This is a genomic window from Streptomyces sp. NPDC048419 (assembly GCF_043200415.1).
Taxonomy (GTDB): domain Bacteria; phylum Actinomycetota; class Actinomycetes; order Streptomycetales; family Streptomycetaceae; genus Streptomyces.
Genome location: NZ_JBICXT010000003.1, coordinates 397,279 through 418,057 on the forward strand (window position 1 = coordinate 397,279; position 20,779 = coordinate 418,057).

Here is a 20,779-nt window from a genome sequence, read left to right on the forward strand (position 1 = left end):
CTCCCGCCCGCCCCCCCCCCCCCCGGGGCCCCCCCGCCCCGGGGGGGGCGCGCCGCCCCCCCCCCCCCCCCCCCCCCCCCCCCCCCGCCGCCGTTGTCGGTGGCAGCGGATAGCCTGGCGGGAAGTCGAAGATCACCGAGGGGAGGGGCGCGTGCGGGTACTCGGAGTGGACCCCGGACTGACGCGATGCGGCGTGGGCGTCGTCGAGGGGGTCGCGGGCCGGCCGCTCACCATGGTGGACGTCGGCGTCGTACGGACGCCCGTGGACGGCGAGTTGGGACAGCGCCTCGTCGCCATCGAGCAGGGCATCGAGCAGTGGCTGGACGAGCACCGGCCCGAAGTCGTCGCGGTGGAGCGGGTGTTCAGCCAGCACAACGTACGGACGGTGATGGGCACGGCCCAGGCCAGCGCCGTCGCCATGCTGTGCGCCGCCCGCCGGGGTCTGCCCGTCGCCCTGCACACCCCCAGCGAGGTCAAGGCCGCGGTCACCGGCAGCGGCCGCGCCGACAAGGCCCAGGTCGGCGCCATGGTCACCCGCCTGCTCCGGCTCGACGCCCCCCCGAAGCCGGCCGACGCCGCCGACGCCCTCGCGCTCGCCATCTGCCACATCTGGCGCGCCCCCGCACAGAACAGACTCCAGCAGGCCGTCGCCCTGCACGCCGCCAAGGCATCCTCGGCGTCCCAGGCATCCCCGGCATCATCGAAAGGCCGTCTCGCATGATCGCGTTCGTCAGCGGCCCGGTTGCCGCCCTCGCCCCCGACTCCGCCGTGGTCGAGGTGGGCGGGATCGGCATCGCCGTCCAGTGCACCCCCAACACGCTCTCCGGGCTGCGCATGGGCAAGCAGACCAAGCTCGCCACCTCCCTGGTGGTACGGGAGGACTCGCTCACCCTCTACGGCTTCGTGGACGACGACGAGCGCCAGGTCTTCGAGCTGCTGCAGACGGCGAGCGGAGTCGGGCCGCGGCTCGCGCAGGCGATGCTGGCCGTGCACAGCCCCGACGCCCTGCGCCGCGCCATCGCCACCAGCGACGAGAAGGCCCTGGTCGCCGTCCCGGGCATCGGCAAGAAGGGTGCCCAGAAGCTGCTGCTGGAGCTGAAGGACCGCCTGGGCGAGCCGATCGGCGCGCCCGTGGTCGGCGCACCGGTCACCCAGGGCTGGCGCGACCAGCTGCACGCCGCGCTGATCGGCCTCGGATACGCCACCCGCGAGGCCGACGAGGCCGTCTCCGCCGTAGCACCGCAGGCCGAGGCCGCCGGGGGCACGCCCCAGGTCGGCCAGCTGCTCAAGGCGGCCCTGCAGACCCTCAACCGCGCCCGCTGACCCACCTGCGCCACGCCAGCTAGGAGATCTCAGTGAACTGGGACGACCCGACCGACGCCCCCGCCCACGAGCGGCTCGTCGGTGCGTCCGCCGACCACGAGGACCAGGCCGTCGAGGCCGCCCTGCGCCCCAAGGACCTGGGCGAGTTCATCGGCCAGGAAAAGGTCCGCGAGCAGCTGGACCTCGTCCTGCGCGCCGCACGCGCGCGTGGCGCCACCGCCGACCACGTGCTGCTCTCGGGCGCCCCGGGCCTCGGCAAGACCACCCTCTCGATGATCATCGCGGCCGAGATGGGCGCCCCGATCCGGATCACCAGCGGCCCGGCCATCCAGCACGCGGGCGACCTGGCCGCGATCCTCTCCTCCCTGCAGGAGGGCGAGGTCCTCTTCCTCGACGAGATCCACCGCATGTCCCGGCCCGCCGAGGAGATGCTGTACATGGCGATGGAGGACTTCCGGGTCGACGTGATCGTCGGCAAGGGTCCCGGCGCCACCGCCATCCCGCTCGAGCTGCCGCCGTTCACGCTGGTCGGCGCCACCACGCGCGCGGGCCTGCTGCCGCCCCCGCTGCGCGACCGCTTCGGCTTCACCGCACACATGGAGTTCTACGAGCCGGCCGAGCTGGAGCGCGTCATCCACCGCTCCGCGAACCTGCTCGACGTGGAGATCCAGGGCGACGGCGCCGCGGAGATCGCCGGCCGCTCCCGCGGCACGCCCCGTATCGCCAACCGCCTGCTGCGCCGGGTGCGCGACTACGCCCAGGTCAAGGCCGACGGCTTCATCACGAGGGAGATCGCGTCGGCCGCTCTGGCGGTGTACGAGGTCGACGCCCGCGGCCTCGACCGCCTCGACCGCGGTGTCCTGGAGGCTCTGCTCAAGCTGTTCGGCGGCGGTCCGGTGGGCCTGTCCACGCTCGCGGTCGCGGTGGGGGAGGAGCGTGAGACCGTCGAGGAGGTGGCCGAGCCGTTCCTCGTCCGGGAGGGTCTGCTCGCCAGGACCCCGCGCGGACGGGTCGCGACTCCGGCGGCGTGGGCGCATCTCGGCCTCACCCCGCCCCGCTCGGCTACTGCGGGAAACGGACAACAGGACCTGTTCGGGACGTGATGGCATCGTGACGGCGCGGGCATTGGCCGGGCCAGGAACCCAGGTGCCATGCTGAACGTTGTTCCCTGCGCGCGGACTCGCTTAGACTCCGCCGATGCCGCCGTTGTCGGCGGTATACATACCCCCATCCATGAGGCCGCTTCCCATCGCGGTCGTGCGAAGGAAAATCCGTCCCGTGAATAACATCGGCATGCTCCTCCCCTTCATCGTGCTCATCGGGGCCATGTTCCTCATGACCCGCTCGGCCAAGCGCAAGCAGACGAAGGCCGCACAGATGCGCAACGAGTTGCAGCCCGGCAGCGGCGTCCGCACGATCGGGGGCATGTACGCGACGGTCAAGGAAGTCAACGAGGACACGGTTCTCCTCGACGCCGGCCCGGGCGTCGAACTCCTCTTCGCGAAGAACGCCATCGGTTCCGTGCTCAGCGATGACGAGTACAACCGCATCGTGCACGGCATCGAGCACGACCTGAAGTCCGACACCGACGTGGTCCCGGACGACGCCTCCTCCCTCACCGAGACCGACGACTCCGCCGACGAAGCCGCCGCCTCCGACGACAAGTCCGTCGACCTCGGCAAGAAGGACGCGCCCGAGGAGCCGGCCGACGACACCGCGGCAGCCGAGGCCAAGACGGCCGCCGATGCCAAGTCGGACGCAGAGCCGAAGAAGACCGACGGCGGCTCCGAGGCGAAGTAGGAGTGCTCCGGGGCGCGCGGTCCAGCACCGCGCGCCCCGGACCACGCCCAGCTCGCAGCGGATCCCGACACCATGTCATGGCCGCCCGCCCCTGACCCGGCGCTGGGCGGCCCGAGAGGGAGTACGAGAAGGTGGCAGCACCTAAGAGGGGCCGGAGCGGGAGTGCCCAGAGCAAGCCGTGGCGCCCGTTGGGCTTCATCCTGATCGCCATCGTGGCGCTCACCGGGGGAATGTTCGCCTCCGGGCACACCACCCCGCGTCTCGGCATCGACCTGGCCGGCGGCACGAGCATCACGCTCCGGGCCGTTGCCGAGCCGGGCCAGGAGTCCGCGATCAACAAGACGAACATGGACACCGCGGTCGACATCATGAACCGCCGTGTCAACGGTCTTGGTGTCTCGGAGGCCGAGGTTCAGACCCAGGGCGACAAGAACATCATCGTCAACATCCCCAAGGGCACGAACTCCAAGGAAGCGCGGCAGCAGGTGGGCACCACCGCCAAGCTGTACTTCCGCCCGGTGCTCGCCACCGAGGTCTCCGGCGGTGCCGCGACGGCCACTCCGTCGCCGAGCGCCTCCAGCAGCGCCCCGGACAAGGCCACCGACAAGGCCACGGACAAGGCGACCTCGTCCTCCTCCGCGACCCCGACGGCCTCCGCCACGTCGCAGGGCCGTGCCGTCACCGACGGCCTCAAGGCCGACTCGACGCCGAGCGCCTCCGCGAGCTCCAAGGCCTCCTCGAGCGCCTCGCCGTCCGCGAGCAGCAGCGCCTCCAGCTCGACCAGCAAGCTCGAGGCGCAGTACGCCGCGCTGGACTGCACCAAGAAGTCGGTGCGCGCCACGGCCGGCAAGGGCACCAAGCCCACCGACACCATCGTCGCCTGCGGCCAGAACTCGCAGAAGCAGTGGCAGAAGTACATCCTCGGCCCCGCCCAGGTCGACGGCACCGACGTCAAGAAGGCGCAGGCCGTCTTCAACACGCAGACCGCCGCCGGCTGGACCGTCACCATGGACTTCACGTCCAAGGGCGCCAAGAAGTTCGCCGACGTCACCGGCAAGCTGGCCCAGAACCAGTCCCCGCAGAACCAGTTCGCGATCGTCCTCGACGGCGACGTCGTCTCCGACCCGTACGTGAAGCAGGCGCTGACCGGCGGCAACGCGGAGATCTCCGGCAGCTTCAACCAGGAAGAGGCCCAGAGCCTCGCCAACATGCTGTCGTACGGCGCCCTGCCGCTGTCCTTCAAGGAGGACAGCGTCACCACCGTGACCGCCGCGCTCGGCGGTGAGCAGCTGCACGCCGGTCTGATCGCCGGCGCGATCGGCCTCGCACTGGTCGTCATCTACCTGCTGATCTTCTACAAGGGCCTGTCGGTCATCGCGATCCCGTCGCTGCTGGTCTCCGCGATCCTCACGTACGTGCTCATGTCGCTGCTCGGCCCGGCCATCGGCTTCGCGCTGAACCTGCCGGCCGTCTGCGGTGCGATCGTCGCGATCGGTATCACGGCGGACTCGTTCATCGTGTTCTTCGAACGCATCCGGGACGAGATCCGCGAGGGCCGCTCGCTGCGCCCGTCCGTCGAGCGTGCCTGGCCGCGCGCCCGGCGCACCATCCTGGTCTCCGACTTCGTGTCGTTCCTCGCCGCGGCGGTGCTGTTCATCGTCACCGTCGGCAAGGTCCAGGGCTTCGCGTTCACGCTGGGTCTGACCACCGTGCTCGACGTGGTCGTCGTCTTCCTCTTCACCAAGCCGCTGATGACGCTGCTGGCCCGCCGCAAGTTCTTCGCGAACGGCCACAAGTGGTCCGGCCTGGATCCGAAGGCACTCGGCGCCAAGCCACCCCTGCGCCGTACCCGCCGTCCCGCCCGCCCTGCCGGCCCCGTCGACCCGAAGGAGGCCTGAGATGTCGAAACTCGGCAGCCTCGGCGCCCGACTGCACCGCGGCGAGGTCGGCTACGACTTCGTCGGCAAGCGCAAGATCTGGTACGGCATCTCGATCCTGATCACCATCACGGCCATCCTGGGCCTGTCGGTGCGCGGCCTGAACATGGGCATCGAGTTCCAGGGCGGCGCCGTCTTCACCACGCCGAAGCACATGAGTGCCTCGGTCACCGACACCGAGTCGTTCGCGACGGACGCCTCCGGTCACGACGCGGTCGTCCAGAAGCTCGGTGACGGCAGCCTGCGCATCCAGATCGCCGGCATCGACACCGACAAGTCCGACGCGATCAAGGAAAAGCTCGCCGGCGACCTGAAGATCAACTCGGAGACCATCAACGCCGACCTGGTCGGCCCCAGCTGGGGTGACCAGATCGCCAACAAGGCCTGGGAGGGCCTGGCGATCTTCATGGTCCTCGTGGTGATCTACCTGGCGATCGCCTTCGAGTGGCGCATGGCCGTCGCCGCGCTCGTCGCCCTGATCCACGACATCACCATCACCTCCGGCATCTACGCCCTCGTCGGCTTCGAGGTCACGCCGGGCACGGTGATCGGTCTGCTGACGATCCTCGGTTACTCGCTCTACGACACGGTCGTCGTCTTCGACAGCCTCAAGGAGCAGACGAAGGACATCACCAAGCAGACCCGCTGGACCTACAGCGACGTCGCCAACCGGTCGATCAACAGCACCCTGGTGCGGTCCATCAACACCACCGTGGTCGCGCTGCTGCCGGTCGCGGGCCTGCTGTTCATCGGTGGCGGCTTCCTCGGCGCCGGCATGCTCAACGACATCTCGCTGTCGCTGTTCGTCGGCCTCGCGGCCGGTGCGTACTCCTCGATCTTCATCGCCACGCCGCTCGTCGCCGACCTCAAGGAGCGCGAGCCGCAGATGAAGGCGCTCAGGAAGCGCGTCCTGGCCAAGCGGGCGCAGGCCGCGGCGCAGGGCGAGCCGGCGGAGCCCGAGTACGTGGACGAGACGGACGACGAGCCCGAGGACGCCGCCGCCGCGGTCGTCGGCCCGCGCAACCAGGGCGGTCCCCGCAACCAGCCCTCATCCCGCAGCCGGGGCCGCGGCCGTCCCTCGGGCAAGCGCCGATGACCGACCTCGCAGACATCTCGACGCTGCTCCTCAGCCGCATCCGCGATGTGGCCGACTACCCGGAGCCGGGCGTGATGTTCAAGGACATCACCCCGCTCCTGGCGGACCCGGCCGCGTTCTCGGCGCTCACCGACGCGCTCGCCGAGATCGCCGACCGCGCCGGCGCGACCAAGGTCGTCGGCCTGGAGGCCCGGGGCTTCATCCTGGGCGCCCCGGTCGCCGTCCGCGCCGGCCTCGGCTTCATCCCCGTACGCAAGGCGGGCAAGCTCCCCGGAGCCACCCTGGGCCAGGCGTACGAGCTGGAGTACGGCTCGGCGGAGATCGAGGTGCACGCCGAGGACCTGTCCGCCGACGACCGCGTCCTGATCGTCGACGACGTCCTCGCCACCGGCGGCACCGCCGAGGCCTCGATCCAGCTGATCCGCCGCGCGGGCGCCGAGGTCGTGGGTCTCGCGGTCCTGATGGAGCTGGGCTTCCTCGGCGGCCGCGCCCGCCTGCAGACGGCTCTCGGCGACGCCCCGCTGGACGCACTGCTGGTGGTCTGACCCCGCCGGCCCGCACCATGCGTGACGAATACGGCCGTCCCGGCTCGTCCGGGGCGGCCGTTCCCGTCCGGGAATGGCGCCCGGGGCCCCCGTGTTTCGGGGGTAGACCGGTCTCACATCGGCCTGAAGGCGATCCTGGGGCGCAGGATCGCTACCATGGGGTCTCCGGAACCTGACCGGGGGACCCGGATCGCGCACGAGGAGTCCTCTTGCCAGACGAGGCCCAGCACCTGACTGCCGCCAAGCCCGAGTCAGCCTCGGCAGCCGCGGCCAAGCCCGCGCCGACCACGCCGCACGCGAAGAACGACGTCGGCGGGCCGGTCGAGCACGCCCAGTCCGCGCCCGTCGACAAGTCGGCCGAGGAGTCGCGCCCGAAGCCCTCCGCCGCTCTCGACTCCGCTCGAGCGGGAGGACCCGCATCTCCCGAGCGCGCCGCGGCAACGCCTCCCGCGGTCCGCCCGAACACCGGCCAGCCGGCCCGCTCGGGCTCCTCCAACCGCGTCCGCGCCCGCCTCGCCCGTCTCGGCGTCCAGCGCTCCAACCCGTACAACCCGGTGCTGGAGCCGCTGCTGCGGATAGTGCGCAGCAACGACCCGAAGATCGAGACCGCGACGCTGCGGCAGATAGAGAACGCCTACCAGGTCGCCGAGCGCTGGCACCGCGGCCAGAAGCGCAAGAGCGGCGACCCGTACATCACGCACCCGCTCGCCGTCACCACCATCCTCGCCGAGCTGGGCATGGATCCGGCCACCCTGATGGCGGGCCTGCTGCACGACACCGTCGAGGACACCGAGTACGGCCTGGAGCAGCTCCGCCGCGACTTCGGCGACTCGGTGGCCCTCCTCGTCGACGGCGTCACCAAGCTGGACAAGGTCAAGTTCGGCGAGGCCGCGCAGGCCGAGACCGTACGCAAGATGGTCGTCGCCATGGCCAAGGACCCGCGCGTCCTGGTCATCAAGCTCGCCGACCGCCTGCACAACATGCGCACCATGCGCTACCTCAAGCGCGAGAAGCAGGAGAAGAAGGCGCGCGAGACCCTCGAGATCTACGCGCCGCTCGCCCACCGCCTCGGCATGAACACCATCAAGTGGGAGCTGGAGGACCTCGCCTTCGCGATCCTCTACCCCAAGATGTACGACGAGATCGTACGGCTGGTGGCCGAGCGGGCACCGAAGCGTGACGAGTATCTGGCCATAGTGACCGACGAGGTCCAGCAGGACCTGCGCGCGGCCCGCATCAAGGCGACCGTCACCGGCCGCCCGAAGCACTACTACAGCGTCTACCAGAAGATGATCGTCCGCGGCCGTGACTTCGCGGAGATCTACGACCTGGTGGGCATCCGTGTCCTGGTCGACACGGTCCGCGACTGCTATGCGGCCCTCGGCACCGTGCACGCGCGATGGAACCCGGTCCCCGGCCGGTTCAAGGACTACATCGCGATGCCCAAGTTCAACATGTACCAGTCGCTGCACACGACGGTCATCGGCCCCAACGGCAAGCCGGTCGAGCTGCAGATCCGCACCTTCGACATGCACCGCCGCGCCGAGTACGGCATCGCCGCGCACTGGAAGTACAAGCAGGAGGCCGTCGCCGGCGCCTCCAAGGTGCGCACCGACGTGCCCAAGGCCGGCAAGGGCAAGGACGACCACCTCAACGACATGGCGTGGCTGCGCCAGCTGCTCGACTGGCAGAAGGAGACGGAGGACCCGGGCGAGTTCCTGGAGTCCCTGCGCTTCGACCTGTCGCGCAACGAGGTCTTCGTCTTCACCCCCAAGGGCGACGTCATCGCGCTCCCGGCCGGGGCGACCCCGGTCGACTTCGCCTACGCGGTCCACACCGAGGTCGGCCACCGCACCATAGGAGCACGGGTCAACGGCCGCCTCGTACCGCTCGAATCCACCCTGGACAACGGCGACTTGGTGGAGGTCTTCACCTCCAAGGCGTCCGGTGCGGGCCCCTCCCGCGACTGGCTCGGCTTCGTCAAGTCACCGCGGGCCCGTAACAAGATCCGGGCCTGGTTCTCCAAGGAGCGCCGCGACGAGGCGATCGAGCAGGGCAAGGACTCCATCGTCCGCGCCATGCGCAAGCAGAACCTGCCGATCCAGCGCATCCTGACCGGCGACTCGCTCGTCACGCTCGCCCACGAGATGCGCTACGCCGACATCTCGGCGCTCTACGCGGCGATCGGCGAGGGCCATGTCTCCGCGCAGAACATCGTGCAGAAGCTGGTCCACGCGCTCGGTGGCGAGGAGGCGGCCAGCGAGGAGATCGACGAGTCGGTCCCGCCGACCCGCAGCCGCAGCCGCAAGCGCCGCTCCAGCGCCGACCCGGGCGTCGTCGTCAAGGGCGTCGACGACGTGTGGGTCAAGCTGGCCCGGTGCTGTACGCCGGTCCCGGGCGACCCCATCATCGGTTTCGTCACGCGCGGCAGCGGCGTATCCGTCCACCGCAGCGACTGCGTGAACGTGGAGTCGCTGTCCCGCGAGCCCGAGCGCATCCTCGAGGTCGAGTGGGCGCCCACCCAGTCCTCGGTCTTCCTGGTCGCCATCCAGGTCGAGGCGCTGGACCGCTCCCGGCTGCTGTCGGACGTCACCCGCGTCCTGTCCGACCAGCACGTCAACATCCTCTCCGCGGCCGTGCAGACGTCCCGCGACCGGGTGGCCACCTCCCGCTTCACCTTCGAGATGGGCGACCCGAAGCATCTCGGCCACGTCCTGAAGGCGGTGCGGGGAGTGGAGGGCGTGTACGACGTGTACCGCGTGACGTCGGCGCGCAGCAGGTCGTAGCGGAGCCGTACCCGGCCGTACGCACGAGAAGGGGCCCGTACCGCGAGGTACGGGCCCCTTCCACTTCTGACGGGCGAGTGGGTCAGCCGCCGAACTCGTGCAGGCCCTTCAGCGCCTGGTCCAGCAGGGCCTGGCGGCCCTCCAGCTCCCGCTCCAGCTTGTCGGCCTTGGCGTTGTTGCCCTGGGTGCGCGCCTGGTCGATCTGGCCGCGCAGCTTGTCCACGGCCGCCTGGAGCTGGCCGGTCAGACCCTCGGCACGCGCGCGTGCCTCCGGGTTCGTCCGGCGCCACTCCGCCTCCTCGGCCTCCTGGATGGACCGCTCCACGGCGTGCATCCGGCCCTCGACCTTCGGGCGGGCGTCCCGCGGCACATGGCCGATGGCCTCCCAGCGCTCGTTGACCGAGCGGAAGGCGGCGCGAGCCGCCTTCAGGTCCGTCACCGGGAGGATCTTCTCGGCCTCCTCGGCCAGTTCCTCCTTCAGCTTCAGGTTCTCGGCCTGCTCGGCGTCCCGCTCGGCGAAGACCGAGCTGCGGGCCGCGAAGAAGATGTCCTGGGCGCCGCGGAAGCGGTTCCAGAGGTCGTCCTCGTGCTCGCGCTGGGCACGGCCCGCGGCCTTCCACTCCGCCATCAGCTCGCGGTAGCGCGCCGCGGTCGGACCCCACTCCGTGGAGCCGGACAGCGCCTCGGCCTCCGAGACCAGCCGCTCCTTGATCTTGCGGGCGTCCTCGCGCTGCGCGTCCAGCGCCGCGAAGTGGGCCTTGCGCCGCTTGGAGAACGCCGAGCGGGCGTGCGAGAAGCGGTGCCACAGCTCGTCGTCCGACTTGCGGTCCAGGCGCGGCAGGCTCTTCCAGGTGTCCACCAGCGACCTCAGCCGCTCGCCGGCCGCCCGCCACTGGTCGGACTGCGCCAGCTGCTCCGCCTCGACGACCAGGTCCTCCTTGGCGTGCCGCGCCTCGTCGGACTGCTTCGCGCGCTGCTGCTTGCGCTCCTCACGGCGCGCCTCGACGGTCTCGACCAGCTTGTCCAGACGGGTCCGCAGGGCGGCCAGGTCACCGACCGCGTGGTGGGCGTCGACCTGCTCACGGATGTGATCGATGGCTGCCTGCGCGTCCTTCGCGGACAGGTCGGTGGTCTTCACTCGCTTCTCGAGGAGGCCGATCTCGACAACCAGGCCCTCGTACTTGCGCTCGAAGTAGGCCAGCGCCTCCTCAGGGGAGCCGGCCTGCCATGATCCGACGACCTGCTCGCCGTCGGCCGTACGCACGTACACGGTCCCCGTCTCGTCGACGCGTCCCCACGGGTCGCTGCTCACAGCGCCTCCTCCACATGATGCCTGCAGGGGGCCTCAGCACCCCCGGGCATCGTCCACAGTTTCGTCACGGCCAACATAGGCGACCGGCGGGTGACCTGTCCGCATCCCGCGCGACCGAAATTTCGCACTTGACGCTCAGGATTTGGTGACCGTCGCCTTGTTGATCACGACGGTCGCGTTGGGCGCAGTGTTGCCGGTCGTGGGGTCGGCAGCGGCGGCTCCCGCGGCGGCGATCTTCTTGAGGACCTTCATGCCGTCCTTGGAGATCGTGCCGAACGGGGTGTAGTCGGGCGGCAGCGGGCTGTCCTGGTAGACGAGGAAGAACTGGCTGCCGCCGGTGTTGCGGCCCTTCTTCGTCTGCGAGTTGTACTGGTTGGCCATGGCGACCGTGCCCGCCGGGTACACGTTGCCCTTGAGGCTCTTGTCCTTGAGGTTCTCGTCCGGGATGGTGTAGCCCGGTCCGCCGGTGCCGGTGGCCGTCGGGTCACCGCACTGCAGCACGTAGATCCCCTGCGGGACCAGCCGGTGGCACTTGGTGTGGTCCAAGTAGCCCTTGCCGACAAGGAAGTTGAAGGAATTGACGGTGTGGGGCGCCGCCGACGCCTTCAGATCGATGCCTATGTCACCGCAGGTCGTGGCGAGGTTCATGGTGTACTTCGCCGACTTGTCGATGGTGAGCGCCGGCTCCTTCTTCCAGCTGAGCTTCTGCACGGCGCCCTTGGCCGGCTTGGCACACGGGTCCGGTGCCTTGCTGGTCGGGGCCGCGCTCGGGGTCGTCTGCGAGCTCGCGTTGGCCTTCGCGTCCTTCTTGTCGTCCTTGAACAGCCCGGTCGTGTAGAGGACCACGGTGCCGATCAGGATCACGCCGAGCGCCGACGCGATCACCGAATTGCGCATCTTGGCCTTGCGCCTCGAGGCCGTGCGCCGCTGCTGCTGGCGCAGGAACTTCTCCCGGGCGAGCTGGCGCTTCCGCTGTTCCTGGGTGACCACCGGGTTCTCTCCTCATGCGTCTCGTACGTCGACTGGGACGCGTGCGTCTTATGAGCCGACCGCCTGCGTGTGCCCCGTACCGTATATGGGTTCGCTGAGGATTCGGCAGCGCCGGTAGGCTCTGACAGCAGCTGAAGCCGCCCGTAATCGACACAACGAAGGACGATCGTGCTCATTGCCGGGTTCCCCGCCGGGGCCTGGGGGACGAACTGTTATCTCGTCGCCCCCGCCGCCGGTGAGGAGTGCGTGATCATCGACCCCGGCCACCAGGCCGCCCCAGGAGTCGAGGAAGCGCTGAAGAAGCATCGGCTCAAGCCCGTCGCCGTCGTCCTCACCCACGGCCACATCGACCATGTGGCCTCGGTCGTCCCGGTGTGCGGCGCACACGACGTACCCGCGTGGATCCACCCCGAGGACCGCTACATGATGGCGGACCCGGAGAAGGCGCTCGGCCGCTCCATCGGCATGCCGCTGATGGGCGAGCTGACCGTGGGGGAGCCCGACGACGTCAAGGAGCTCTCCGACGGCGCGCGGCTGGCGCTCGCGGGCCTGGAGTTCTCCGTCGCGCACGCGCCCGGCCATACCAAGGGGTCGGTGACCTTCCAGATGCCCGAGACGAGCGACATCCCGTCGGTCTTCTTCTCCGGGGATCTGCTCTTCGCCGGCTCCATCGGACGCACCGACCTGCCCGGCGGTGACATGGCCGAGATGCTCGACTCGCTGGCCCGCGTGTGCCTGCCGCTCGAGGACTCGACCGTGGTGCTGTCCGGCCACGGCCCCCAGACGACCATCGGTCAGGAGCGCGCCACCAACCCGTATCTGCGGCAGGTGGCCGCCGGCCCGGGAGTGAACACCGATATCGCTCCCCGACGAGGAATGTGACGAGACCTTCCGTGAGCACCTTCAAGGCCCCCAAGGGCACGTACGACCTGATCCCGCCGGACAGCGCCAAGTACCTGGCGGTCCGCGAGGCGATCGCCGCGCCCCTGCGCAACTCCGGCTACGGCTACATCGAGACACCCGGCTTCGAGAACGTCGAGCTCTTCGCGCGCGGTGTCGGTGAGTCGACCGACATCGTGACCAAGGAGATGTACGCCTTCGAGACCAAGGGCGGCGACAGCCTGGCGCTGCGCCCCGAGGGCACGGCGTCCGTACTGCGCGCGGCGCTGGAGGCCAACCTGCACAAGGCGGGCAACCTGCCGGTCAAGCTCTGGTACTCGGGCTCCTACTACCGCTACGAGCGCCCCCAGAAGGGCCGTTACAGGCACTTCTCGCAGGTGGGTGCCGAGGCGATCGGTGCCGAGGACCCGGCGCTGGACGCCGAGCTGATCATCCTGGCCGACCAGGCGTACCGCTCGCTGGGCCTCAGCGACTTCCGCATCCTGCTCAACAGCCTGGGCGACAAGGAGTGCCGTCCCGTCTACCGGGCCGCGCTGCAGGACTTCCTGCGCGGCCTCGACCTGGACGAGGACACGCTGCGCCGTGCGGAGATCAACCCGCTGCGTGTCCTGGACGACAAGCGGGAGTCGGTCCAGAAGCAGCTGGGCGACGCCCCGCTCCTGCGCGACTACCTCTGCGACGCCTGCAAGGCGTACCACGAGGAGGTCCGTGAGCTGATCACGGCGGCGGGCGTGGCCTTCGAGGACGACGCCAAGCTGGTGCGCGGCCTGGACTACTACACCCGTACCACCTTCGAGTTCGTCCACGACGGTCTGGGCTCGCAGTCCGCGGTGGGCGGCGGCGGGCGCTACGACGGCCTGTCGGAGATGATCGGCGGCCCCGCGCTCCCGTCCGTCGGCTGGGCCCTCGGCGTGGACCGTACGGTCCTGGCGCTGGAGGCGGAGGGCGTCGAGCTCGAACTCCCCTCCACGACCAGCGTGTTCACGGTGCCGCTCGGCGAGGAGGCGCGCCGTGTGCTGTTCGCCAAGGTGACCGAGCTGCGCAAGCTCGGCATCGCGGCCGACTTCTCCTACGGCGCCAAGGGGCTCAAGGGCGCCATGAAGAACGCCAACCGCAGCGGCGCCCGCTACACGGTCGTCGCCGGCGAGCGCGACCTCGCCGAGGGCGTCGTCCAGCTCAAGGACATGGAGTCCGGCGAGCAGACGGCGGTCGGCGTGAACGAGATCGTCGCGGAGCTGGAGTCCCGACTCGGCTGACACGCACGCTTTTCGAGGGGTGCCGGGTGCCTGTGACGGACCCCGGCACCCTTTGTCATGGGTCCAGCCGGCATGGGTCGAGCAGCCCGTACCGCATGGCGTTGGTGACGGCGGCGGTGCGGTCGTCGACGCCGAGTTTGCCGAAGGTGCGCAGGAGGTGGGTCTTCACCGTGGATTCGCCTATGAACAGTCGGCGGCCGATCTCCGCGTTCGTGCAGCCCTCCGCCACCAGGCGCAGGACCGCCGTCTCCCGGTCCGAGAGGCGGGGGCGTTCCGGCTTGGTGCGGAGGCGGTCGACCAGGCGGGCCGCCACCGACGGGGCGAGTACCGTCTCGCCGCGGGCGGCGGCGCGGACCGCCTCCGCCAGTTCGGCGCGCGGCATGTCCTTGAGCAGGTAGCCCGCCGCTCCGGCCTCCACCGCCCGCAGGATGTCCCCGTCCGTCTCGTACGTCGTCAGGACGATCACCCGGCAGGGCAGCCCCGCCGCGCCCATCCGCACGATCGAGTCCACACCTCCGCCGCCCGGCATCCGCAGGTCCATGAGCACGATGTCGGGCCGCAGTTCCGCGGCCAGCGCCTCCGCATGCGGACCGCTCACCGCGTCCGCGACCACGTCCAGGTCCGGCTCGGCGCTGAGCATCGCCCGCAGACCCTCCCGTACGACGGGATGGTCGTCGGCGAGGATGATCCGGATCACTGCGAGCTCCTCAAAGGCGAGACAGGCGAGACAGGCGAGACAGGCGATACGGGCGATACGGGCGAGACCGGCGGCAGGAGCGATACGGGCAGCCGCACGGTCACCGTCGTGCCACGGCCCGGCGCGCTGCGGATGCGCGCCGTGCCGCCGACCTCGGTGGCCCGGGCGCGGAGCCCCGCAAGACCGTAGCCCTCGCAGGGCGCGCCCGGGTCGAAGCCGCGGCCGTCGTCCCGTACGGACACGGTGAGCATCTCGTCGGAGTACGCCAGCTCGATGCCCACGACCACCGAACTCCCCGCGTGCTTGCGGGCGTTGGCGAGCGCCTCCTGGCAGGAGCGCAGGGCCACCACCTCGGGCCCGGCCGGCAGCGGACGCACGGGTCCGGTCACGTCCAGCGTCGCCTCGTGCCGGGCGGCGAGCCGGCGCAGGGCGTCCGGCAGGGAGGTGCCGTCGAGGTCGGCCGGGGCGGCCCCGGCGACCAGGGCGCGGGCCTCGGCGAGGTTCTGCCGGGCCGTCTCGTCCATCAGCGCCAGATGCCGGCGGGCCTGCGGGACGTCATGGTCGAGCTCCGCCTCCACCGCCTGGATCAGCATCAGCAGACTGGTGAACCCCTGCGCGAGCGTGTCGTGGATCTCCCGGGCCATGCGCTCGCGCTCGGTCAGCGCCCCGTGCGCGGCGGAGAGGCGTGAGACCTCATGGCGGCTCGCGTCCAGTTCCGCGATCAGCGCGGCCCGCTCCTGGCTCTGCTCGATGATCCGGATCACCCAGGTACCGACGGCCACCGAGAAGACCAGGCTGACCGCGGCGAACAGCCCGTTGAAGAAGACGTCCTGGTCGCTCGGCCACCACAGCAGCGCCCAGCCCGCCACGGGCACCACGTTGATCACGGCCACGACCGTGATCGCCCACCGCATCCGCAGGGTCATGAAGCACTGGGGCACGAGCGCGAAGGTCATCACCCGGGTCTCGCCGACCAGGATCGCCGAGGGCAGGAAGAGGGCCGTCATCGCGAGGAGATAGAGCAGCGCCTGCCGCTCGGGCGGCGGATCGCCCCGCAGCAGCGGACGCCCCACCCACACGAACAGAGGGATCAGCGGGAGCAGCAGTGCCGCCGCGGTGAGGCGGACCGGCCACCCCGGGTGTCCCGTGCCGAGCACGAACGCCAGGGTGGCCAGCCAGATCAGCGCGAAATAGGTGTCCCAGAGCCGGAAGGAACGGTCCCAGGTGTAGGCACCGGCGGCTTCCGCCGGCCCGTTCATCCGTCGCGCCGGTTCTTCCACCGGAAGGTCAGCAGACACAGCACCAATCCTCCGACGCACCAGGCCCCGAGCACCAGGGCGACCTTGCCGAACTCCCAGCTGCCGGCCTGCTCCAGGACCTGCGCCGAGTCCGGCAGGAACACCCCGCGCAGTCCCTGGCACATCCACTTGAGCGGGAACAGCGCCCCGATGTTCAGCATCCAGTCGGGAATGGTGTCGATCGCGATGTACACGCCCGAGATGAACTGCAGCACCAGGAAGGGCAGGACGACCACGGAGGTCGCGCTCTTGCCCGACTTCGGCACCGAGCTGACCGCGATGCCGAGCAGCGCGCACGCCGTCAGACCGAGGACGAAGATCCAGGCGAGATCGAACCAGTGGGCCGCGTCCGAGGGCAGATCGACGTCGTAGAAGGTGGTGCCGACGAGCAGCAGGATCACCGTCTCCAGCACACCGGTGCACAGAACCAGCCAGATCTTGCCGAGGAAGTACGCGGCCGGCGGCATCGGCGTCCCGCGCAGCCGGCGCAGCACCTTCTCGTCCCGCTCGATGGCGATCGAGATGCCGAGCGACTGGAAACTCGTCGACATGATGCCGGCGGCCATCATCGCCGGGACGTACAGCTGCGAGGCGGTGATCCCGGCGCCCTTCACGTCGTCGCTGAAGATCGACGCGAACAGGAACAGGAACACCACCGGGAAGGCGAAGGTGAACACCACCTGCTCGCGCTGCCGGAAGAACCGCTTGATCTCCAGGACGCCCCGCTGAAGGCCCAGCCCCCAGGCCCCCGGCAGCCGCCCGGTGGTCGCCCCGGCCCTGGTCGGTACGGCGGTCGTGGTCATCGGGCGTTCTCCTGTCCGGTCAGCCGGAGGTAGACGTCCTCCAGCGTGGGTCGGCTCACCCGCAGGTCCGGGATCTCGCCGTCGAAGCGGTGCATGAGCCCGGCGACCGTCCGGGTCGGGGTGTCCGTGCGCTCGGTGCGGGTGGCGCCGTCGGGTTCGGTCCACTCGACGGTGGCCCCGGTGCCGAACTGCCTGCGCAGGTCGGCGGGTTCGCCCATGGCGACGACCTGGCCCTTGGCCACGACGGCGAGCCGGTCGGCGAGCGCCTCCGCCTCCTCCAGGTAGTGAGTGGTCAGCAGGATGGTCGTGCCCTCGTCGGCGAGCAGCCGTATCAGGTCCCAGAACTGCCGCCGCGCCGCCGGGTCGAATCCGGTCGTCGGCTCGTCCAGGAGCAGCAGTTCGGGGCCGCCGATCACCCCGAGGGCCACGTCGAGACGCCTGCGCTGGCCACCCGACAGTGCCTTGATGCGGCTGTCCGCCTTGGCCTGAAGACCCACCAGGCCGATGACCTCCTCCGGGTCGCGCGGCCTCGGGTAGTAGCGCGCGAAATGCCGTACGGTCTCGCGGACCGTCAACTCGGCGGGCGCCGATTCGTCCTGCCAGACGATTCCGACACGCGACCTCCACGCGCGTGTGCCGGCCGCCGGGTCGGACCCGAGCACCGACACCTCGCCCGCGTCCCGGCTGCGGTTGCCCTGGAGGATCTCCACCGTGGTCGATTTGCCCGCGCCGTTGGGTCCGAGCAGGCCGAACACCTCGCCGGTGCGGATCCCGAGGTCGATGCTGTCCACCGCGGTCACGTCGCCGTACTGCTTGCGCAGCCCCCGTACGTCCACAGCGAGTTCGTTCGCGTGTGTTGTCATGCCCCCAATCCTCGGCCGGAACCGAACGCTCAGGGACGACCGTGCGTACTTCCTTTTGTCCATCGAACGGTGGACACGGGGCCGAGTGCGGCACAATGGCCCCTGCCCGAAGAAGGTCCAACTCTCAAGCAGACGGAATCGGCGTGATGAGCAAGACCACTGTCAAGGACGTGTCCACCGAGCCCGAACCCGCTTCCGGAAACGGCTCCGCCGGGGCACGGACGGCGGGCGGCAGCCGTGCCTTCGGCCTGCTGCTGGTGATCACGGGCGCGGCCGGTCTGCTCGCCGCGTGGGTCATCACGATCGACAAGTTCAAGATCCTCGAGGCCAAGGTCGCCGGCAAGACGTTCACCCCGGGCTGCAGCCTCAACCCGGTGGTCTCCTGCGGCAACGTGATGGAGTCCAAGCAGGCCGCCGCCTTCGGCTTTCCCAACCCGATGCTCGGCCTGGTCTGCTACGGCATCGTCATCTGCGTCGGCATGAGCCTGCTCGCCCGCGCCGTCTTCCCGCGCTGGTACTGGCTCACCTTCAACTTCGGCACGCTCTTCGGTGTGGCCTTCTGCACCTGGCTGCAGTTCCAGTCCCTGTACCGGATCAACGCCCTGTGCCTGTGGTGCTCGCTGGCCTGGGTCGCGACGATCACCATGTTCTGGTACGTGACGTCGTTCAACATCCGCAACGACTACCTGCCCACCCCGCGCTGGGTGAAGAGCTTCTTCGACGAGTTCACCTGGGTCGTGCCCGTGCTGCACGTCGGCATCATCGGCATGCTGGTGCTGACCCGCTGGTGGGACTTCTGGACCAGCTGACCCCCGTCGCCGAGGGGCCGGAGGGATTGTCGGTGCGGTGAATTAGGGTTTGGGACGTGGAGCCCGACCTGTTCACCGCAGCCGCAGAAGAACGCCAGGAGAAGGACCCGGCAGGGAGCCCCCTGGCGGTGCGGATGCGCCCGCGCACCCTTGACGAGGTGGTGGGCCAGCAGCATCTGCTGAAGCCAGGCTCACCCCTGCGCAGACTGGTCGGCGAGGGCGCCGGCGGCCCCGCCGGACCGTCCTCGGTGATCCTCTGGGGCCCGCCCGGCACCGGCAAGACGACCCTGGCGTACGTCGTCTCGAAGGCCACCAACAAGCGCTTCGTCGAGCTGTCGGCGATCACCGCGGGGGTCAAGGAGGTCCGCGCGGTCATCGACGGCGCCCGCCGCGCCACCGGGGGCTACGGCAAGGAGACCGTCCTCTTCCTCGACGAGATCCACCGCTTCAGCAAGGCCCAGCAGGACTCCCTGCTGCCCGCGGTCGAGAACCGCTGGGTGACGCTGATCGCGGCGACGACGGAGAACCCGTACTTCTCGGTGATCTCCCCCCTGCTGTCCCGCTCCCTGCTGCTCACCCTCGAACCCCTGACGGACGACGACGTCCGCGGGCTGCTGAGGCGGGCGCTGAGCGACGAGCGGGGCCTGAAGGACGCGGTCGCCCTCCCGGACGACACCGAGGACCATTTCCTGCGCATCGCCGGCGGCGACGCCCGCCGCGCCCTGACCGCCCTGGAGGCCGCGGCCGGAGCCGCCCTCGACAAGGGCGAGCCGGAGATCTCCCTGACGACGCTGGAGGAGACGGTCGACCGGGCGGCGGTGAAGTACGACCGTGACGGCGACCAGCACTACGACGTCGCCAGCGCCCTCATCAAGTCCATCCGCGGCTCGGACGTCGACGCCGCGCTGCACTACCTGGCCCGCATGATCGAGGCCGGCGAGGATCCCCGCTTCATCGCCCGCCGCCTGATGATCTCGGCGAGCGAGGACATCGGTCTCGCCGACCCGAACGCGCTGCCGATCGCGGTCGCCGCCGCCCAGGCCGTCGCCATGATCGGCTTCCCCGAGGCCGCCCTCACCCTCAGCCACGCGACCATCGCCCTCGCCCTGGCCCCCAAGTCCAACTCCGCGACGACGGCGATCGGCGCCGCCATGGACGACGTACGCAAGGGACTGGCCGGCGCGGTGCCGCCGCATCTGCGCGACGGCCACTACAAGGGCGCGGCGAAGCTCGGCCACGCCCAGGGGTACGTGTATCCGCACGACCTCGCCGAGGGCATCGCCGAGCAGCAGTACGCCCCGGACGCGATCAAGGACCGCGAGTACTACACCCCGACCCGGCACGGCGCCGAGGCCCGGTACGCGGACGCGGTGGAATGGACCAGGAAGCACCTCGGTCGCAGGCGGTCCTAGGAGGGCGTGCGGCGGGAAGTGCAAGGCACGCCCTCGTACCCTGTAGACTTCGCCGAAGTGTCGAGTCCCGTGCCGTCAGAGCGGGACATCCGGCCGGAACCCCCAGTGGGTTCCCGGAGCGTCGCGCACCGTCGAACGGTGTCGCGGGCAGCCCACCACCACCCGTCGCACGACGGGAGAGGTCGGTGGGCCACTCGCGTGCTGCACGTATGTGCCCAGACCAGGGGAGCGGCTGCCCGCCCCGCCCATCAGGGCGAGGAGGGTTTCCCCGGCTGCGGATGCGACCTCCCTGAACCCTGGCAAGCCGAAGAAACTAGAGAAGAGACTAAAGACAGTGGCGAACCAGCCCCGCCCCAAGGTGAAGAAGTCGCGTGCCCTCGGCATCGCGCTGACCCCGAAGGCCGTCAAGTACTTCGAGGCCCGCCCCTACCCGCCGGGTGAGCACGGCCGCGGCCGCAAGCAGAACTCGGACTACAAGGTCCGTCTGCTCGAGAAGCAGCGTCTGCGCGCGCAGTACGACGTGTCCGAGCGCCAGCTCGTCCGCGCCTACGAGCGTGCCTCCAAGGTCCAGGGCAAGACCGGTGAGGCCCTGATCATCGAGCTCGAGCGCCGTCTCGACGCCCTGGTCCTGCGTTCGGGCATCGCCCGCACCATCTACCAGGCCCGTCAGATGGTCGTGCACGGCCACATCGAGGTCAACGGCCAGAAGGTCGACAAGCCCTCCTTCCGCGTCCGTCCCGACGACGTCGTGATGGTCCGCGAGCGCAGCCGCGAGAAGACCCTCTTCTCGATCGCCCGCGAGGGCGGCTTCGCCCCCGACGGCGAGACCCCGCGCTACCTCCAGGTGAACCTCCGCGCCCTGGCCTTCCGCCTGGACCGCGAGCCGAACCGCAAGGAGATCCCGGTGATCTGCGACGAGCAGCTCGTCGTCGAGTACTACGCCCGCTGATCA

The 20,779-nt window shown here is 70.1% G+C and carries 19 protein-coding genes; 13 read left to right on the forward strand and 6 right to left on the reverse strand.

The window, feature by feature from the left end; genetic code table 11:
• Nucleotides 1-151: 151 nt before the first annotated feature.
• The 8 genes from ruvC (at nt 152) to ACGFYN_RS09585 (ending at nt 9,487) form a co-directional block, all read left to right on the forward strand.
• Complete coding sequence (gene ruvC / locus ACGFYN_RS09550; RefSeq protein WP_393865200.1) at nt 152-721, forward strand: crossover junction endodeoxyribonuclease RuvC; 570 nt, start codon at nt 152-154, stop codon at nt 719-721.
• Nucleotides 718-1,323 carry a Holliday junction branch migration protein RuvA gene (gene ruvA, locus ACGFYN_RS09555; RefSeq protein ID WP_393865201.1) on the forward strand — a complete coding sequence of 202 codons (606 nt, stop codon included), beginning with the start codon at nt 718-720 and terminating at the stop codon, nt 1,321-1,323. Before ruvC ends, ruvA begins: the two co-directional genes overlap by 4 nt.
• A 32-nt stretch (nt 1,324-1,355) precedes the next feature.
• A complete protein-coding gene (ruvB, locus tag ACGFYN_RS09560; protein WP_393865202.1) occupies nt 1,356-2,426 on the forward strand; it encodes a Holliday junction branch migration DNA helicase RuvB in 1,071 nt (356 codons plus the stop codon).
• Between the two features lie 190 nt (nt 2,427-2,616).
• Nucleotides 2,617-3,123, forward strand: coding sequence for a preprotein translocase subunit YajC (yajC, locus tag ACGFYN_RS09565; RefSeq protein WP_393865329.1), 507 nt, complete (start codon nt 2,617-2,619; stop codon nt 3,121-3,123).
• Between the two features lie 131 nt (nt 3,124-3,254).
• Nucleotides 3,255-5,021 (forward strand): protein translocase subunit SecD, encoded by a 1,767-nt coding sequence (secD, locus tag ACGFYN_RS09570; protein WP_393865203.1) that lies wholly within the window; start codon nt 3,255-3,257, stop codon nt 5,019-5,021.
• A 1-nt stretch (nt 5,022) separates the two neighbouring features.
• Entirely contained in the window at nt 5,023-6,156 is a 1,134-nt protein-coding gene (gene secF / locus ACGFYN_RS09575) for a protein translocase subunit SecF (protein WP_393865204.1), read from the forward strand.
• Complete coding sequence (locus tag ACGFYN_RS09580) at nt 6,153-6,701, forward strand: adenine phosphoribosyltransferase (protein ID WP_393865205.1); 549 nt, start codon at nt 6,153-6,155, stop codon at nt 6,699-6,701. The genes secF and ACGFYN_RS09580 overlap by 4 nt, the downstream gene beginning before the upstream one ends.
• A 209-nt stretch (nt 6,702-6,910) precedes the next feature.
• Nucleotides 6,911-9,487 (forward strand): RelA/SpoT family protein, encoded by a 2,577-nt coding sequence (locus ACGFYN_RS09585; protein ID WP_393865206.1) that lies wholly within the window; start codon nt 6,911-6,913, stop codon nt 9,485-9,487.
• 82 nt (nt 9,488-9,569) lie between these two features.
• Here the strand turns inward: ACGFYN_RS09585 and ACGFYN_RS09590 are convergent, their stop codons facing one another.
• The gene (locus ACGFYN_RS09590; protein ID WP_393865207.1) at nt 9,570-10,799 is read right to left on the reverse strand and encodes a DUF349 domain-containing protein; all 1,230 of its coding nucleotides are present in this window, start codon (nt 10,797-10,799) and stop codon (nt 9,570-9,572) included.
• A 135-nt stretch (nt 10,800-10,934) separates the two neighbouring features.
• The gene (locus tag ACGFYN_RS09595) at nt 10,935-11,789 is read right to left on the reverse strand and encodes a peptidylprolyl isomerase (protein WP_393865208.1); all 855 of its coding nucleotides are present in this window, start codon (nt 11,787-11,789) and stop codon (nt 10,935-10,937) included.
• Between the two features lie 168 nt (nt 11,790-11,957).
• Between ACGFYN_RS09595 and ACGFYN_RS09600 the strand changes: the two genes are divergently transcribed.
• Together ACGFYN_RS09600 and hisS are read left to right on the forward strand one after the other, a co-directional pair.
• The gene (locus ACGFYN_RS09600; protein ID WP_393865209.1) at nt 11,958-12,671 is read left to right on the forward strand and encodes an MBL fold metallo-hydrolase; all 714 of its coding nucleotides are present in this window, start codon (nt 11,958-11,960) and stop codon (nt 12,669-12,671) included.
• 11 nt (nt 12,672-12,682) lie between these two features.
• Complete coding sequence (gene hisS, locus ACGFYN_RS09605) at nt 12,683-13,945, forward strand: histidine--tRNA ligase (RefSeq protein ID WP_393865210.1); 1,263 nt, start codon at nt 12,683-12,685, stop codon at nt 13,943-13,945.
• 55 nt (nt 13,946-14,000) lie between these two features.
• On the opposite strand, the gene ACGFYN_RS09610 is transcribed toward hisS, so the two are convergent.
• The 4 genes from ACGFYN_RS09610 to ACGFYN_RS09625 are packed head-to-tail and all read right to left on the reverse strand — an operon-like array spanning nt 14,001 to nt 17,606.
• On the reverse strand, nt 14,001-14,642 hold the full coding sequence (locus ACGFYN_RS09610; RefSeq protein ID WP_393865211.1) for a response regulator: 642 nt from the start codon (nt 14,640-14,642) through the stop codon (nt 14,001-14,003).
• Nucleotides 14,639-15,901 carry a sensor histidine kinase gene (locus ACGFYN_RS09615; protein ID WP_393865212.1) on the reverse strand — a complete coding sequence of 421 codons (1,263 nt, stop codon included), beginning with the start codon at nt 15,899-15,901 and terminating at the stop codon, nt 14,639-14,641. Before ACGFYN_RS09615 ends, ACGFYN_RS09610 begins: the two co-directional genes overlap by 4 nt.
• Nucleotides 15,898-16,743, reverse strand: a complete 846-nt coding sequence (locus tag ACGFYN_RS09620; protein ID WP_393865213.1) for an ABC transporter permease — start codon at nt 16,741-16,743, stop codon at nt 15,898-15,900. Before ACGFYN_RS09620 ends, ACGFYN_RS09615 begins: the two co-directional genes overlap by 4 nt.
• Complete coding sequence (locus tag ACGFYN_RS09625) at nt 16,740-17,606, reverse strand: ABC transporter ATP-binding protein (RefSeq protein WP_393865214.1); 867 nt, start codon at nt 17,604-17,606, stop codon at nt 16,740-16,742. Before ACGFYN_RS09625 ends, ACGFYN_RS09620 begins: the two co-directional genes overlap by 4 nt.
• Nucleotides 17,607-17,752: 146 nt before the next feature.
• On the opposite strand from ACGFYN_RS09625, the gene ACGFYN_RS09630 reads away from it, so the two are divergent.
• From ACGFYN_RS09630 to rpsD, 3 genes are all read left to right on the forward strand, one after another.
• Nucleotides 17,753-18,415, forward strand: coding sequence for a vitamin K epoxide reductase family protein (locus tag ACGFYN_RS09630; protein ID WP_393865215.1), 663 nt, complete (start codon nt 17,753-17,755; stop codon nt 18,413-18,415).
• A 56-nt stretch (nt 18,416-18,471) separates the two neighbouring features.
• Nucleotides 18,472-19,827 carry a replication-associated recombination protein A gene (locus ACGFYN_RS09635; protein ID WP_393865216.1) on the forward strand — a complete coding sequence of 452 codons (1,356 nt, stop codon included), beginning with the start codon at nt 18,472-18,474 and terminating at the stop codon, nt 19,825-19,827.
• Nucleotides 19,828-20,161: 334 nt separating this feature from the next.
• Nucleotides 20,162-20,776, forward strand: a complete 615-nt coding sequence (gene rpsD, locus ACGFYN_RS09640; RefSeq protein WP_250076706.1) for a 30S ribosomal protein S4 — start codon at nt 20,162-20,164, stop codon at nt 20,774-20,776.
• Nucleotides 20,777-20,779 lie beyond the last annotated feature (3 nt).

What these genes read in the sequence shown, in the direction of transcription:
- ruvA (WP_393865201.1), top strand. Translation starts at nt 718, where the DNA reads ATGATCGCGTTCGTCAGCGGCCCGGTTGCCGCCCTCGCCCCCGACTCC.
- yajC (WP_393865329.1), top strand. Translation starts at nt 2,617, where the DNA reads ATGCTCCTCCCCTTCATCGTGCTCATCGGGGCCATGTTCCTCATGACC.
- secF (WP_393865204.1), top strand. Translation starts at nt 5,023, where the DNA reads ATGTCGAAACTCGGCAGCCTCGGCGCCCGACTGCACCGCGGCGAGGTC.
- ACGFYN_RS09580 (WP_393865205.1), top strand. Translation starts at nt 6,153, where the DNA reads ATGACCGACCTCGCAGACATCTCGACGCTGCTCCTCAGCCGCATCCGC.
- ACGFYN_RS09615 (WP_393865212.1), bottom strand. Translation starts at nt 15,901, where the DNA reads ATGAACGGGCCGGCGGAAGCCGCCGGTGCCTACACCTGGGACCGTTCC.
- ACGFYN_RS09620 (WP_393865213.1), bottom strand. Translation starts at nt 16,743, where the DNA reads ATGACCACGACCGCCGTACCGACCAGGGCCGGGGCGACCACCGGGCGG.
- ACGFYN_RS09625 (WP_393865214.1), bottom strand. Translation starts at nt 17,606, where the DNA reads ATGACAACACACGCGAACGAACTCGCTGTGGACGTACGGGGGCTGCGC.
- ACGFYN_RS09630 (WP_393865215.1), top strand. Translation starts at nt 17,753, where the DNA reads ATGAGCAAGACCACTGTCAAGGACGTGTCCACCGAGCCCGAACCCGCT.